The sequence below is a fragment of the Mucilaginibacter pankratovii genome (assembly GCF_014773265.1).
Classification (GTDB): domain Bacteria; phylum Bacteroidota; class Bacteroidia; order Sphingobacteriales; family Sphingobacteriaceae; genus Mucilaginibacter; species Mucilaginibacter pankratovii.
The window spans coordinates 12,770-26,170 of sequence record NZ_JACWMY010000014.1; the positions used below are offsets into that span (position 1 = coordinate 12,770).

A 13,401-nucleotide genomic window follows, 5' to 3' on the forward strand; every position below is an offset into this window, starting at 1 on the left:
GATTTTGCGATTTCCTGATTTTGAGATCTGCTTAATCCTAAAAACCGGTTTCCCGGTTCTGTTATTATTTCATCAGCCCGATAAAATCGTCGAATAAATAACGGCTATCATGTGGGCCGGGAGATGATTCGGGGTGGTATTGTACCGAAAATGCTTTTTTGCCTTTTACACGAATCCCTTCAATCGATTGGTCGTTAAGGTTTACGTGTGTTATTTCTACCTTTTCAGAAGCTCTTACGGCTTCCGGTACCACACCAAAGCCATGATTTTGTGAAGTTACTTCGCAATGGTTGATGATCACGTTCTTCACCGGGTGGTTTAGGCCACGGTGGCCGTTAAACATTTTTTTAGTTGGGATATCGTTAGCCAAAGCCAGCAGCTGGTGGCCAAGGCAAATGCCGAACAATGGTTTATCGGCACCTAAAATTTCTTTAACCGTATCAATGGCATAAGGCATGGCAGACGGATCGCCGGGGCCGTTTGAGATGAAATATCCCGATGGGGCAAAATCCTTTTCCATTTCGGCAAAGGTGGTTTTTGCGGGGTAAACTTTGGCGTAAACATCGCGGTCGTCAAAATTACGCAGGATGTTCTTTTTAACACCAAGGTCTAAAACTGCCACGCGGTAGGCGGCGTTCTCGCTACCAAAAGTGTAAGTTTCTTTGGTAGATACCTGCGAGGAAAGCTCCAGGCCATCCATATCAGGTGCTTCGGCCAATTTGGCTTTCAGTTCTTCCAGATCCAATATTTCCGAAGAGATAATGGCGTTCATGGCGCCTTTATCGCGTATGTGGCGCACCAGCTGGCGGGTATCTATATCAGAGATCCCCACGATATTTTGCTCCTGGAAATAATCCTGTATCGATTCATTCGCCTGTTTGCGGCTGTAGGCAATGTTATAGTTTTTACAAACCAGCCCTGCTATTTGTATCTGGCCCGATTCTACTTCTTCGGTAGCAATACCGTAGTTACCAATGTGGGCGTTAGTAGCCACCATTATTTGGCCGAAGTAAGATGGGTCGGTAAAAATTTCCTGGTAGCCCGTCATCCCGGTGTTAAAACAGATCTCGCCGGTGGTGGTGCCTATTTTACCTGCGGCTTTGCCGTAAAAAACGGTGCCGTCGGCCAATAATAATATAGCAGGCAATTTGGTGTAGTGATTCATTTTGCAAAAAAATTGAAAGGGTAATTTGTTCGGATTTTCTGGCACGAAGCTCCGTAAAAACTGGACGGAAGATTGAAGTAAAACACCTCTTTATTCACGCCGCAAAAGTAGGTATTAAAATTTGAATTTTGAATACCTGCCCCCGATTTTTTTAAATATCTCCAACAAGCTTTAAGCAGGTTACTTACTCTTTCTACCCCAAAAGAAAGTTGTTTTAAGGCAATGGGTGCACCAAAACGGCATTATCGGCAAAAACGGGAGGAATTTTTTGAGGTAAAAATTACGCGGTTTACGATCGGTATGGTTCATGGGTTTACCACAGTAAACGCATGGGAATATTTTATCGGCCATTAAAAATCAGATAGTAATAGTGTTATAATTGGGGCGGCACTAAAGTATAAAATATTAAATAAATGTAAAGCGATGGTGATTTTTTTCATTAGAATAAATCCCGAATGAGTTTCTAACTTTGCTGGCAGAAATAACACCAAAGAAAAGCTATGTCGGTAAATAAGGAAGTAAAGCGCATTACCGTGCACACCCTGCAGGAAATGAAGAACCGCGGCGATAAAATTGCCATGCTTACAGCATACGATTACTCGATGGCGTTAATAGTAGATAATGCCGGTACCGATATTATTTTGGTTGGCGATTCGGCCTCCAACGTAATGGCCGGGCATGAAACTACCCTGCCGATCACCTTAGACCAAATGATATACCATGCAGCGTCGGTAGTTCGTGCAGCCAAACGCTCGCTGGTGGTGGTAGATCTTCCCTTTGGTTCTTACCAGGGAAACTCAAAAGAAGCCCTGGCCTCGGCCATACGCATCATGAAAGAAGCCGGCGCACACGCCGTAAAGCTGGAGGGCGGGGTTGAAATTGCAGAATCCATCAGTCGGATATTAACCGCAGGTATACCGGTAATGGGCCATTTAGGCCTTACACCACAATCGATTTATAAATTTGGTACATACACTGTAAGGGCTAAAGAAGAAGCCGAAGCTGCAAAGCTGAAAGAGGATGCCCTAAAACTGCAGGAACTGGGTTGCTTTGGTATTGTGCTGGAAAAGATCCCATCTAAACTGGCCAAAGAGGTAAGCGAGAGTTTGAATATCCCAACGATAGGCATAGGTGCCGGGCAGCATTGTAGCGGCCAGGTTTTGGTGATACACGATATGCTGGGCCTCAACAAAGGCTTTAAACCACGCTTTTTGCGCCAGTACGCCAACCTTTACGATGTAATGGATGGCGCGATAAAGAACTATGTAAGCGATGTAAGGGCAAATAATTTCCCGAACGAGAAGGAGGAGTATTAATATAGTTAATGGTAAATGGTTCATAGATCATAGTCGGAATGTAGTAGTACTTACACACAGCTACCATGAACCAGCATCTATGAACTATGAACGCTTTCCATGAACTATCATCCATCAACTATGAACTAAAATATGGCTCGCCCCGAACATAATTATACCAACCACGATATTACCGATAAGGATATCCTTTACGAGGATAACCACCTGATTGCCGTTAATAAACGGGCCGGCGATATTGTGCAGGTAGATGATACCATGGATGAGCCGCTGGACGAAAAGGTAAAGAAATACATTGCCCAAAAATACAGCAAGCCTAATGGTGCCTTCCTGGGTGTGGTGCACCGGCTGGACAGGCCCGTAAGCGGTGTGATCCTCTTTGCCAAAACCAGTAAGGCGCTGGAACGGATAAACAAGCTGTTTAAAGGCCGCGAGATGCATAAAACCTATTATGCTATTACCCGTAAACGCCCCCAGCCCGAAGCCGGTACCCTGGTGCACTGGCTAATAAAAAATCCGCAGAAAAACGTAACCAAGGCCCACGATAAAGAGGTGCAGGGAAGCCTCCGTTCGGAACTAAGCTATAAGCTTGTAGGTGAGCTGGACGGATATTATGTAATAGAGGTTGACCCCATAACCGGCCGCCCGCACCAGATACGGGTGCAATTATCCACCCTTGGCTGCCCCATTGTTGGCGATAATAAATACGGTTACCCGCGCGGCAGCCTGCGCAAAAGCATTTGCCTGCATGCCCGCCGCCTGCAGTTTGAGCACCCCGTAAAACACGAATCCATACTTATTGTGGCACCATTACCCAAAGATGGCTTTTGGGAAAAGTTTGAGGGGTTGGTGAAGTAGGGGATTAATGTGCAGATGTGCAAATTTCAGATGTGCAGATGATGAGAGATCTTGCTAATCAGACATCCTTACTCTATCGCTTCTCTCGATTAATAACAATTTATAAGTATTTTCGCATCCGTAACAATGGAAGCGGTTAAACTCATAGCGGAATATAATGACCTCGGCATCGCCGGCGTGATTGACCACGAACGGTTTAATCTGATCGCTATTGACCATCATTCCACCCGCATAGAAGGCTCTACCCTTACCGAAGTTGAAACGCAGGTTTTGATAAACGAGGGGCGCACCCCTAATGGCAAACCTATTGAAGAAAGCCTGATGGTAACCGACCATCATGCCGCCCTGTTGTTTGCCTTAGAAAATGCAAAGGCAAAAAAAAGCCTTGATGTTTTACTTTTGCAAAGCATAAACAGCTTGGTGATGAAACGCACCGGGAAAGTTTATAATACCATATTGGGTACCGTAGACTCTGCAACGGGAGCCTACAGAAAAGGGAATGTAACCGCGGGAGTTTCTTATTTCCCCAACTTTGATAAAGTAGAGCGGTTAACAAAAGACCTGGTTAAAAAACTCAACGATGCCATGCGCCAACCCCTGACTATCGAGAAGCAACTAAGCCTTTCTTTTGATGCGCATTTCAACCTCGTTAGCATTCATCCTTATTATGATGGTAACGGCCGGACATCAAGGTTGCTGATGAACTATATACAGGCTTATTTCGGCCTGCCACTTGCAATTGTACGAAGTGAAAATAAAGCGGCTTACATTCAGGCGCTGATTGACACGCGCGAGCGAGAGGATATCAATATATTCAGGCAGTTTATGGTTGGTGAGTATACTGATATGCTTAAACTCGAAATTGCTAAATTTAGAGAGATGCAAAAGCCGGGAAAAGGCGGTGGGTTTGCTTTTCTTTTTTAGCGTGCTCAGTGTTATAGATTCGTGACCTTGGTCGAAATTATTATCAAGAATTGCTCAATTTAAATTCCTTACTCTTCCAGCTCCTCACATTCGGGTAAAAATCTTATTATCAAAGATATAACTCGATCCCTGCTAAAGCTTTGTGATAATCATTTTCGCTATTTATTACTGTTATAATCATTAAATGGGTTTTCAATTATTAAAATTTCTTCTTTAATATCGATGTCACGAAGGATGATTTTTAGGCGATTCTTTAAAGATTCCGGCTCATTTTTTGAGTTTGCCCAGTAAAGTATAATAGAAAATACTGTCATACAAGTAAAAGATAATGGTAACGACGGTACTGAATTTAAGAATAAACTTTAGCATCAGCGCCATTATGATAGCGCCGGATTCGAACATTATACTCCCGTAAATAGGTGGAATATCTCCATCAATATTTTTAAAGCTGACGTTTAATTCTGTTCTGGATACTCGTTTTTCGGAAAGTTTAATAAAAACATTATAAACGGTGCCTTTGCCGGATTCAGAAGAGTTGAAATTTTTAATTACGATTCCATCTTCAAGGAAACCCATCGTGCTGTAATCAGGATAGTTGGAAATTGATTGCCAACCCGTATTGTGGATAGCCCTATGATTAAGGTTTTTAAAACGCTCGATAAAGTCGGCTTTTGATAGCTCTGTTTCTATCTTATAAGTATATGTTAGCTTACTCCCCCAGCTCATAAAATAGATTTAAATTGCTTAAGTAAATATATAACATTTACATCTCCCTCACCTCTTCCCAAATCTTCTCATCCACCAAAACACCCTCCGCCATGCTTTTCTCCCGTGTGCGCAGCATGTTTTCGCCGGGGTATAAAATTTCGCCGTTATCTATGGCAGCGCTGGTTTTGGTATAGGCGATGATCTCGTTTATCAATGCTTCGTTTTGTTCATCATCGGCTTTTATGGCAATAAATACCTGCGATACGCCCGTTTCCCTTCGCCCGTTTTTGGAGACCGCAGCTGTTGAGTTGCCGCCGCTGAGGATAGTAGCCAGCAGATCAAGCACCAACGATAGTCCCGAGCCTTTCCAGAAACCGATAGGCAATGCCCTTTTTGTTGCCAAAATAGCCGCGGCATCGGTAGTTAGATTTCCCTCGCTATCGTAGCCGCCGGGGTGGGGCAGGGCTTTGTTTTGCGCCTGGTACTGCCAAAGTTTGCCAAAGGAAAATTGCGTCATGGCCATATCCAGTACTACGTGGCCGCCCTTTTTCGGCACAGCTATTACTAAGGGGTTGTTACCAAGCCGTGGTTCGGTGCCGCCCCAGGGAGGTAAATTGGCGGTGGTATTGGTAAAGCAAATGCCCACGCAGCCGGCCTCGGCAGCTTGCCAGCCATAAGTGCCGCCGCGCATCCAGTGGTTGGTGTTTTTAATGGCAACGCAGCCTATACCATTCTCTTTGGCAAGGGTAATCGCCCTGTCCATACTTAGCCGCGCGTTTAGCATGCCGGTTGCAAAGCGGCCGTCCCATTGCTCTATAGCGCCAAAGGCATTTACCAGCGTAGGCTCGGCGTTGGGTGTAACCAATCCTTCTTTTAAATAATCCACAAACACACGGAAGCGGTTTAACCCGTGCGAGGCAACGCCGTCGCGGCTGTTATCGGCGAACATGCCGGCGCAGGTATCTGCTTTATCATCTGCAAAACCAAGGGAAAGCAATACCCTTTTCATTTCGGTTTTTAGTAATAAATAAGGTATACGCATAGTAGGCTGATCTGGCGAATGGTTGATGGGGTGGGTAATTAACAGCACTTTATTTAATCCGGTTTGTTTTGCAGGTGCAATTTAAAACTTTACAATGTAAATTAAGCTTGTTCGCGTTCGACATGCAGCGCGAACAGCCCGAACAAGCCCGAACAAGCGCGATCTTAAACAAATCATTACCGGATAAACCTGCAAAAATTCTAAAAGCGATTTCCCGGGCAATGTAAGCCTGCGTAAAATAATGACGCGCTAATGGAGTTATATTGATTGCCGTGGGCCTCTATGTAAAGGGAATTCCTATTTTTGCAATTAATTAACGGATGAAGAAAAAAATAAGTTTTTGGTGTTTACCTGTATTGCTGCTTGTTACGTTAGCGGTTAATTCCTGTAAAAAAACCGACCAAAGCAATATCCCCAATCTGCTAACCATCAGGCAGTGGGAACTGGCGTCGGTACAGGTCTACAATTATATAGGCGATACCCAGCAATCTACCGATACCATAACTTGCGACACTACCCAGATATTTAAGTTTTATAAAGATGGCAGCTGCACCTATACCAATTTCGATTGTAAGGACCAGGCCATAGCAAAGGGTAGCTATAGCTTAAGCGATACTAAACTGACGCTGTTTGCCGATATGGTTTGTTTGGATAATAGCACTGTGGGTAGTTCGAAACCATTTGCCAATGCGCAGATAAGTAACCTGGGCGAGTTTTCGATGGTGCTGCAAACGGGCGATACCCAGGCTTATTATACATCTAACCAGCCGCGAACCATATACCGTTGGGGATTTATACGCCAAAAAGAAGTAACTACACGATAACTTGCAATTTTTTTATACTTTGCAGTAACCAAAGCTACAAGCCATTTTGAAAAAGAGAATAGCCATTTTTGCTTCAGGATCAGGGTCTAACGCGCAGAAGATAATGGAGCATTTTAAGCGTAATGCCGATGCTGAGGTTGTACTGATCCTAACCAATAACCCGCAGGCCTACGTTTTACAGCGTGCCGATAATTTTGAGATTCCCTCGCACATATTTACCCGCGCCGAATTTTACGATAGCGATGATGTAATATCCCTGCTGAAAAACCTGCAGGTAGATATTATTGTATTAGCGGGCTTCCTGTGGCTGGTACCTAAAAGCCTGTTGAAAGCATTCCCTAATAAGATCATTAACCTCCATCCGGCGTTGCTGCCTAAGTTTGGCGGTAAGGGTATGTATGGCGATAATGTGCACAAGGCCATTTTAGCGGCTGGCGAGGAGGAATCGGGCATTACTATTCATTTTGTAAATGCCGAGTTTGATGAGGGGGAGGTTATTCACCAGTCGAAATTTAAAATTGAACCCGGTGATACCCTGGAGATCGTTAAATTTAAGGGTCAGCAGTTGGAGCATATGCACTTCCCGAAGGTGATAGAGAATTTGCTGAAGAAGATGCGGAGTTAGAGATTAGCTGAGTAGTGAACCATGAATTACTTCGTACCTCAATCGCTTTTGGTGTTATTGTGACTTTCACAAAGTACTATTCATGAAAATATTTGGCAAACGCAACATCGATGTCTATTGGCTTATCATCGATTCCTTTGTTAAGGTAAGCTATTAATTCTTCATCAGTTGCTTTCCTGCCAATGCCCGTCACCATATCATTTACAGTCAAATCATGGAAGGTTTGCGCTTCCGAAGATAAGCCTAACTCTTCAGCCAATTGCATAAGCAACGACGTTTTTTTATCTGAGTCGGATTGAATGATAACAGTTGTCATAATACTAAGTTAAGAGTATTGAGGTTAATCGTAAGGCGCTATAGTAGTTTTTAACTACTCTATGTTATTTATAATTTACCTTTCAACCTTTTATAATCCGAAATAGTAAAACTATTACAGCACCAGCATTCCCCGAAAGTGATAGAGGATTTGTTGACGAAGATGAGGCCGTAGCGATAGGGTCGCGGTTAGGCTTTTTTGAAGTGACAGGTGCTATACTCAATTTTTCTGCTTCCGGCATTAGTGACAATTTCGATACTATTTCTCGTCGCTTTCATCGCGTTTTTACCTTGTCCCCATGTGCGTGTAACGCTTCCTAAATCATTAATATCCAATATTGTTATAGTTACTTCAAACGGAATTTCCTTTATGCTGTAATTTATCACGTCATGGAAGCTTATTACATGGCGCTCAAAAACATTCTTTTCCCAATCAGTAGGAAAATCTATCAGGAATTCTAAAATCTGATAGTTGGTCTCCCTAACTTCCAGAATTTCAGAATCGTGAAAGGAATAGTCGTTGATGTCTATTTCGGTTGTTTTGTCCATCTATACTACTTTGCCCCTTCCATACATGTCCTCAACAACACATACAACTCCTCAAAATCATATTGCAGCGTATTAGCGGTAATACTTACCGGCGTTTTATAGCTTCGATAATTCATAGCCGCCAGTTTTTTCATCAGCGCGTTAGTTTGGCGGTTAATGTACTCGTCGGGATTATTGACCAATACCATGATCAGTTTTTGCCTGCCAATTTCTATCACGTAAATATCTTCCATATCTGCCCAGGGGATAAGGCCGAATGAAAAACCGCTGCAATTATCTGTAACACCTTCCTCGTTTACAACCAGCCCGGGTTTGGTATCAAATAGTTTCTTGCCGAGGCAAAATGCACAAAATCCAAAGAATGCTATTGCGGCATAGCCGATAATGGTGGTGAATACCGGGTAAGGTTTGTTGCCGAATAGCCTGATACCCGGATGGGTGATAAACCAAAAGCCTGCCGCAACAAAGGCTACCGAACCGACTGCCATCAGTAGCATTTTCTTTTTGCTTAAGGGAATCTCAATAGGGGGGCTTAATTGCAGGTTATTGGCCATGATGTGGTTAATTGCGATGCCCTAAAATAGCAACCTTAACCCATTGCCGCAAATCCGCCCGGCGTAAATTCTATTTCACCTTTACAAAATGCTCAGAGCAGCCCTCATAACATCGTATTGGGGCGATCGGGCTAATGCCAAGCGAGTCGCCCTTTATTTTGTAATAGTAATTTTGATAATTGCTGCCGTCGGCATGGGTCATGGTGAGGGTAACGCTATCTGTTAAGGTGTATTTTTTATATTCATTGCCGGTTGTCCATTCCATAGTTCCGTTTGCCTTCAGCTCCAAATAATTGTTGTTATTGGTTGCAGGTACCCAATACATTGGGCCACCGCTGCTTTGCCGGCTGCCAACAAAGCGCCATTTGCCGGTGAGCGATGCATTTGGCGTGGCGCCCTGTTTGGTGCAACCCGCTACAATAATGCCGATGATAAATAATATCGATAGAATTTTTGCCGTAGCTTTCATTTCCTGCAATTTATTGGCCAGCCTTTTTAAACCTGATGCCGCAACCCTCAATACACATTACAGGCCCGGCGGGTATTAACGATAGCTGATCGCCTTCTATTTTATAGATAAATTTCTGCGTGTTATTGTTAGCATGTTCTTTAAATACAAGGGTTACACTATCCTGTATGGTAAAGCTTTTGTATTGCGAAAAATGGAGTAAAAAATTCTCCGAATCGTCTAACCCGCTAACTTCTAACGCTCCGTTGGTTTTGAGGGTGATACTGTTGTTGCCGGGGTTGTCAACAGGGCGGTAGGTGCCACTGCCATTACCCGGGTCCATATAAGTTGCGTTTAATTTCCAGGTGCCGGTGAGCGGAGTGTTGATCAAAACCACTTCCTGCATTTTGGTACAGGCCGCAGCTAAAAAGATAATAAGGCAGGCGGATAGCTTAGTTAATGTTTTCATAAGGTGTTTATGATGGATTTTAATTGGCCTTTGTAAAATAATAGCCGCAGCCGTTGTCAAAGCAATGTATGGGCCCATCGGGTACCAGGTTTAGTTCATTGCCGGTGATGGTGTAACGGTAGTTTTGAGTGGTAGTGTGGTCGTCCGCCGTAAAAACCAGGGTTGTGTTATCTTTTATTACATAGCTTTCGTAATTATCCAAAACGGTGCCTTCTAAGGTGCCATTAGCATTAAATTGCAGGTACCCCGGTGTTGGCGGCGTTATACGTACCGGCATACCGGTGCCATCGGTGGTTTGCACCTGGGCCTGCCATTTGCCCGATAAGGAAGCGTTTATTGCAGGCTTACTTTCTTTTTTACAGGCGGCTACAAATAGCAATATTGCCATTGCCGATAGTTTAATTAAAGTTTTCATAGTTGGCTTTTTTAACATTACGTGCTATCCCACCATAACGCTACAAATAAGGCAGCAGTTTTATTGCGATAAGTAAATTTTATCTGCCTAAGCATCAATTACAAACTACGTAAAAAAAACTATTCTCTAATCACAAATCTCTAAACTCTAATCCCTACCTTTGCGGCTCAAAAAACGCCCTGCAAATGAGCCAGTCTGTTCAAATAAAAAATGCCCTTATTTCCGTTTATTACAAAGACAACCTCGAGCCGATAATTCACGAGCTGAATCGCCTTGGTGTCAACATATATTCAACCGGTGGTACCGAAACGTTTATCCGCGACCTTGGTGTTGATGTGATAGCGGTTGAGGATCTTACCTCGTACCCGTCTATACTGGGCGGCCGTGTAAAAACCTTGCATCCAAAGGTGTTCGGCGGTATTTTATCGCGCCGTGGTTTAGATAGCGATGCGCAGCAACTGGAGCAATACGCCATCCCGGAAATCGACCTGGTGATCGTAGATCTTTATCCCTTCGAAGAAACGGTAAATTCGGGCGCAGGCCAGGAAGATATCATCGAGAAGATAGATATTGGCGGTATCTCGTTGATCCGCGCGGCTGCTAAGAACTTTAAAGATGTGGTTATCGTGGCTTCTAAGAACGATTACGGTATTTTAGAAGAGATCCTGAAAAGCCAGGATGGTGCTACCACTATCGATCAGCGCCGCACTTTTGCGCAAAAAGCATTCAATATCTCGTCGAACTACGATACGCATATTTTTAATTATTTCGACCAGGCGGAGCCGATGCCTGTTTTTAAACAGAGCATCCAAACCAGCCAGACCCTGCGTTATGGCGAAAACCCGCATCAAAAGGGTACCTTCTATGGTAACCTGGAAGCCATGTTCACCAAACTGAACGGTAAAGAACTATCTTATAACAACCTGGTAGATGTTGATGCTGCTGTTGCTTTAATAAACGAGTTTACAGAGCCAACCTTCGCTATCCTGAAACATACCAACGCCTGCGGTATTGCCAGTCGTTTACATACCAAAGAGGCCTGGTTAGATGCATTGGCTTGCGACCCGGTTTCGGCCTTTGGCGGTGTACTGATCACCAATGCTGAGGTTTGCGAGGCAACTGCTTTGGAAATAGATAAGATATTCTACGAGGTACTGATCGCTCCGGCTTATACCAATGATGCACTGAAAGTATTAACTGCCAAAAAGAACCGCATCGTGCTTATCCGCAATAAGGTTGAATTGCCAACAAAGCAATTTAAAACCCTGCTGAATGGTGTTATTGAGCAGGATATGGACCTGGTAATAGAAGGCCCTGCACAGATGAACCCGGTTACCGATAAAAAACCTACTACCGAAGAGCTGAAAGACCTGTACTTTGCCAACAAGGTGGTAAAACATACCAAATCAAACACCATCGTTTTCGCCAAAAACAACCAGTTGATGGCAAGCGGTGTTGGCCAAACCTCAAGGGTAGATTCCCTGAAACAGGCCATCATCAAAGCAGAAAGCTTTGGTTTCGACCTGAAAGGTGCTGTAATGGCATCAGATGCTTTCTTCCCTTTCCCGGATTGTGTGGAGATTGCTGCTGATGCCGGTATCACAGCCGTTTTGCAGCCGGGCGGGTCGATAAAGGATCAGGATTCTATCAATATGTGTAACCAAAAAGGCATTGCCATGGTTACCACGGGTATAAGGCACTTTAAGCACTAAGGGTTGGTGAGTGGTGAGTTGAGAATGGTGAGTGGTTGTAAAATGGTGCTCTCGCGTTAGGGGTAGAAGCGGATACCGGCCTGTGGCTAATGCCTGTGCAGTATAAGCGGATAACCCGGGCCGAAGGCAACGCCATAAGCATCCTCTAAAAAAACCGAATAAAATTTATAACACAAACTATACGAATTAACGCCAATTCCATAGAAAAGAAAGGCGCTAATCCGATAAATAAAACCGAACTTACACGAAGGTTTTAGCGAATAAAAATCGACGCAAAGGCACGAATTATACAAATCGGGAGTTATTAACTATTAATTAGTTTTAATTCGTGAAATTCGTATCGAAGCGGTCAGTTTCGTGAAAATTCGTGTTCATTATTATTATTAACTTTGCAAAATATTTGAAATAACGCCACATGGGTTTATTTAATTTTTTCACTCAAGAGATCGCCATAGATTTGGGTACCGCCAATACCCTCATTATACATAATGATAAAGTTGTTGTTGATGAACCATCGATAGTAGCTTTTGACCGTACAACAAACAAGGTTATTGCCATTGGCCGCCAGGCTATGCAAATGGAAGGTAAAACTCACGATAACATCCGCACCGTGCGCCCGCTTAAGGATGGTGTAATTGCTGACTTTAACGCCGCCGAGCTGATGATCCGCGGGATGATAAAAATGATCAACCAGGGTAAAGGATGGTTCTTTCCGTCGCTTCGGATGGTTATCTGTATCCCATCGGGTATTACCGAGGTGGAGAAACGCGCGGTACGCGATAGCGCCGAAATTGCAGGCGCTAAAGAAGTGTACCTGATATACGAACCAATGGCTGCTGCCGTAGGTATCGGTATCGACGTGGAAGAGCCAATGGGTAACATGATCATTGATATTGGTGGTGGTACAACCGAGATTGCCGTTATCGCGCTGTCTGGTATCGTTTGCGACCAGAGTATTCGCGTTGCGGGTGATAACTTCGACTCGGACATTGTTCAGTACATCCGCCGCCAGCACAATATCATGATTGGCGACCGTACTGCCGAGAAAATAAAAATTGAAGTAGGTGCCGCTCTTCCCGAGCTTTCTGAACCACCTGCAGATTTCGCCGTACAGGGTCGCGATTTGATGACCGGCGTGCCAAAACAGATCACCGTATCGTACACCGAAATTGCACATTGCCTGGATAAATCAATCTCTAAAATTGAGGAAGCGATCTTAAAAGCGTTGGAGATAACTCCGCCTGAGCTTTCTGCGGATATTTACCAAACCGGTATTTACCTTACAGGCGGTGGCGCATTATTGCGCGGCCTTGATAAACGTGTAGCTGCAAAAACCAAACTGCCCGTACACGTTGCCGAAGACCCGCTGCGCGCCGTAGTACGCGGCACAGGTACCGCCCTTAAAAATATTGGTAACTTTAAGTTTTTAATGCAATAATTTTGTGAGTGGTGAGTAGAGAATAGTGAGTAGTTAATTCAC

16 protein-coding genes are annotated in these 13,401 nt (G+C 44.0%); 7 read left to right on the top strand and 9 right to left on the bottom strand.

Translation table 11 applies throughout. From position 1 onward, the window contains the following. Nucleotides 1-64: 64 nt before the first annotated feature. Entirely contained in the window at nt 65-1,165 is a 1,101-nt protein-coding gene (gene carA / locus IDJ77_RS23050; protein WP_191191346.1) for a glutamine-hydrolyzing carbamoyl-phosphate synthase small subunit, read from the bottom strand. A 500-nt stretch (nt 1,166-1,665) separates the two neighbouring features. Between carA and panB the strand changes: the two genes are divergently transcribed. The 3 genes from panB (at nt 1,666) to IDJ77_RS23065 (ending at nt 4,260) form a co-directional block, all read left to right on the top strand. After that, complete coding sequence (panB, locus tag IDJ77_RS23055; protein ID WP_191191347.1) at nt 1,666-2,481, top strand: 3-methyl-2-oxobutanoate hydroxymethyltransferase; 816 nt, start codon at nt 1,666-1,668, stop codon at nt 2,479-2,481. A 132-nt stretch (nt 2,482-2,613) separates the two neighbouring features. Further along, on the top strand, nt 2,614-3,336 hold the full coding sequence (locus IDJ77_RS23060) for an RluA family pseudouridine synthase (RefSeq protein WP_191191348.1): 723 nt from the start codon (nt 2,614-2,616) through the stop codon (nt 3,334-3,336). Between the two features lie 126 nt (nt 3,337-3,462). Further along, complete coding sequence (locus IDJ77_RS23065) at nt 3,463-4,260, top strand: Fic family protein (RefSeq protein WP_191191349.1); 798 nt, start codon at nt 3,463-3,465, stop codon at nt 4,258-4,260. A 267-nt stretch (nt 4,261-4,527) separates the two neighbouring features. Here the strand turns inward: IDJ77_RS23065 and IDJ77_RS23070 are convergent, their stop codons facing one another. After that, entirely contained in the window at nt 4,528-4,986 is a 459-nt protein-coding gene (locus IDJ77_RS23070) for a hypothetical protein (protein WP_191191350.1), read from the bottom strand. Between the two features lie 37 nt (nt 4,987-5,023). After that, nucleotides 5,024-6,010 carry a 3-dehydro-L-gulonate 2-dehydrogenase gene (gene yiaK, locus IDJ77_RS23075; RefSeq protein ID WP_191191477.1) on the bottom strand — a complete coding sequence of 329 codons (987 nt, stop codon included), beginning with the start codon at nt 6,008-6,010 and terminating at the stop codon, nt 5,024-5,026. Between the two features lie 320 nt (nt 6,011-6,330). Between yiaK and IDJ77_RS23080 the strand changes: the two genes are divergently transcribed. Both IDJ77_RS23080 and purN read left to right on the top strand, forming a co-directional pair. Then, entirely contained in the window at nt 6,331-6,834 is a 504-nt protein-coding gene (locus IDJ77_RS23080) for a hypothetical protein (RefSeq protein WP_191191351.1), read from the top strand. 46 nt (nt 6,835-6,880) lie between these two features. Beyond that, entirely contained in the window at nt 6,881-7,459 is a 579-nt protein-coding gene (gene purN / locus IDJ77_RS23085; RefSeq protein ID WP_191191352.1) for a phosphoribosylglycinamide formyltransferase, read from the top strand. Nucleotides 7,460-7,535: 76 nt separating this feature from the next. Here purN and IDJ77_RS23090 read toward each other — a convergent pair whose 3' ends face one another. From IDJ77_RS23090 to IDJ77_RS23115, 6 genes are all read right to left on the bottom strand, one after another. Then, nucleotides 7,536-7,775 (bottom strand): hypothetical protein, encoded by a 240-nt coding sequence (locus tag IDJ77_RS23090; RefSeq protein WP_191191353.1) that lies wholly within the window; start codon nt 7,773-7,775, stop codon nt 7,536-7,538. Nucleotides 7,776-7,963: 188 nt separating this feature from the next. Continuing rightward, on the bottom strand, nt 7,964-8,323 hold the full coding sequence (locus tag IDJ77_RS23095) for a hypothetical protein (RefSeq protein WP_191191354.1): 360 nt from the start codon (nt 8,321-8,323) through the stop codon (nt 7,964-7,966). 5 nt (nt 8,324-8,328) lie between these two features. Further along, nucleotides 8,329-8,877, bottom strand: coding sequence for an STM3941 family protein (locus IDJ77_RS23100; RefSeq protein ID WP_224751210.1), 549 nt, complete (start codon nt 8,875-8,877; stop codon nt 8,329-8,331). Between the two features lie 70 nt (nt 8,878-8,947). Continuing rightward, entirely contained in the window at nt 8,948-9,346 is a 399-nt protein-coding gene (locus IDJ77_RS23105) for a hypothetical protein (protein WP_191191355.1), read from the bottom strand. A gap of 10 nt (nt 9,347-9,356) precedes the next feature. Further along, nucleotides 9,357-9,794, bottom strand: coding sequence for a hypothetical protein (locus IDJ77_RS23110; protein WP_191191356.1), 438 nt, complete (start codon nt 9,792-9,794; stop codon nt 9,357-9,359). Nucleotides 9,795-9,813: 19 nt separating this feature from the next. Continuing rightward, nucleotides 9,814-10,209, bottom strand: a complete 396-nt coding sequence (locus IDJ77_RS23115; RefSeq protein WP_191191357.1) for a lipocalin family protein — start codon at nt 10,207-10,209, stop codon at nt 9,814-9,816. A gap of 185 nt (nt 10,210-10,394) precedes the next feature. Here IDJ77_RS23115 and purH point away from each other — a divergent pair, with 185 nt between their 5' ends. Then, on the top strand, nt 10,395-11,921 hold the full coding sequence (purH, locus tag IDJ77_RS23120; protein ID WP_191191358.1) for a bifunctional phosphoribosylaminoimidazolecarboxamide formyltransferase/IMP cyclohydrolase: 1,527 nt from the start codon (nt 10,395-10,397) through the stop codon (nt 11,919-11,921). Between the two features lie 415 nt (nt 11,922-12,336). After that, nucleotides 12,337-13,359, top strand: coding sequence for a rod shape-determining protein (locus IDJ77_RS23125; RefSeq protein WP_067054626.1), 1,023 nt, complete (start codon nt 12,337-12,339; stop codon nt 13,357-13,359). The last annotated feature ends 42 nt before the right edge of the window (nt 13,360-13,401 follow it).

Bases quoted from the DNA above. Each gene is read 5' to 3' on its own strand.
- IDJ77_RS23070 (WP_191191350.1), bottom strand. From the start codon at position 4,986: ATGAGCTGGGGGAGTAAGCTAACATATACTTATAAGATAGAAACAGAG.
- IDJ77_RS23090 (WP_191191353.1), bottom strand. From the start codon at position 7,775: ATGACAACTGTTATCATTCAATCCGACTCAGATAAAAAAACGTCGTTG.
- IDJ77_RS23115 (WP_191191357.1), bottom strand. From the start codon at position 10,209: ATGAAAACTTTAATTAAACTATCGGCAATGGCAATATTGCTATTTGTA.
- IDJ77_RS23100 (WP_224751210.1), bottom strand. From the start codon at position 8,877: ATGGCCAATAACCTGCAATTAAGCCCCCCTATTGAGATTCCCTTAAGC.
- IDJ77_RS23105 (WP_191191355.1), bottom strand. From the start codon at position 9,346: ATGAAAGCTACGGCAAAAATTCTATCGATATTATTTATCATCGGCATT.
- purH (WP_191191358.1), top strand. From the start codon at position 10,395: ATGAGCCAGTCTGTTCAAATAAAAAATGCCCTTATTTCCGTTTATTAC.
- yiaK (WP_191191477.1), bottom strand. From the start codon at position 6,010: ATGCGTATACCTTATTTATTACTAAAAACCGAAATGAAAAGGGTATTG.
- IDJ77_RS23065 (WP_191191349.1), top strand. From the start codon at position 3,463: ATGGAAGCGGTTAAACTCATAGCGGAATATAATGACCTCGGCATCGCC.
- panB (WP_191191347.1), top strand. From the start codon at position 1,666: ATGTCGGTAAATAAGGAAGTAAAGCGCATTACCGTGCACACCCTGCAG.
- IDJ77_RS23110 (WP_191191356.1), bottom strand. From the start codon at position 9,794: ATGAAAACATTAACTAAGCTATCCGCCTGCCTTATTATCTTTTTAGCT.
- IDJ77_RS23095 (WP_191191354.1), bottom strand. From the start codon at position 8,323: ATGGACAAAACAACCGAAATAGACATCAACGACTATTCCTTTCACGAT.
- carA (WP_191191346.1), bottom strand. From the start codon at position 1,165: ATGAATCACTACACCAAATTGCCTGCTATATTATTATTGGCCGACGGC.
- IDJ77_RS23080 (WP_191191351.1), top strand. From the start codon at position 6,331: ATGAAGAAAAAAATAAGTTTTTGGTGTTTACCTGTATTGCTGCTTGTT.
- IDJ77_RS23060 (WP_191191348.1), top strand. From the start codon at position 2,614: ATGGCTCGCCCCGAACATAATTATACCAACCACGATATTACCGATAAG.
- IDJ77_RS23125 (WP_067054626.1), top strand. From the start codon at position 12,337: ATGGGTTTATTTAATTTTTTCACTCAAGAGATCGCCATAGATTTGGGT.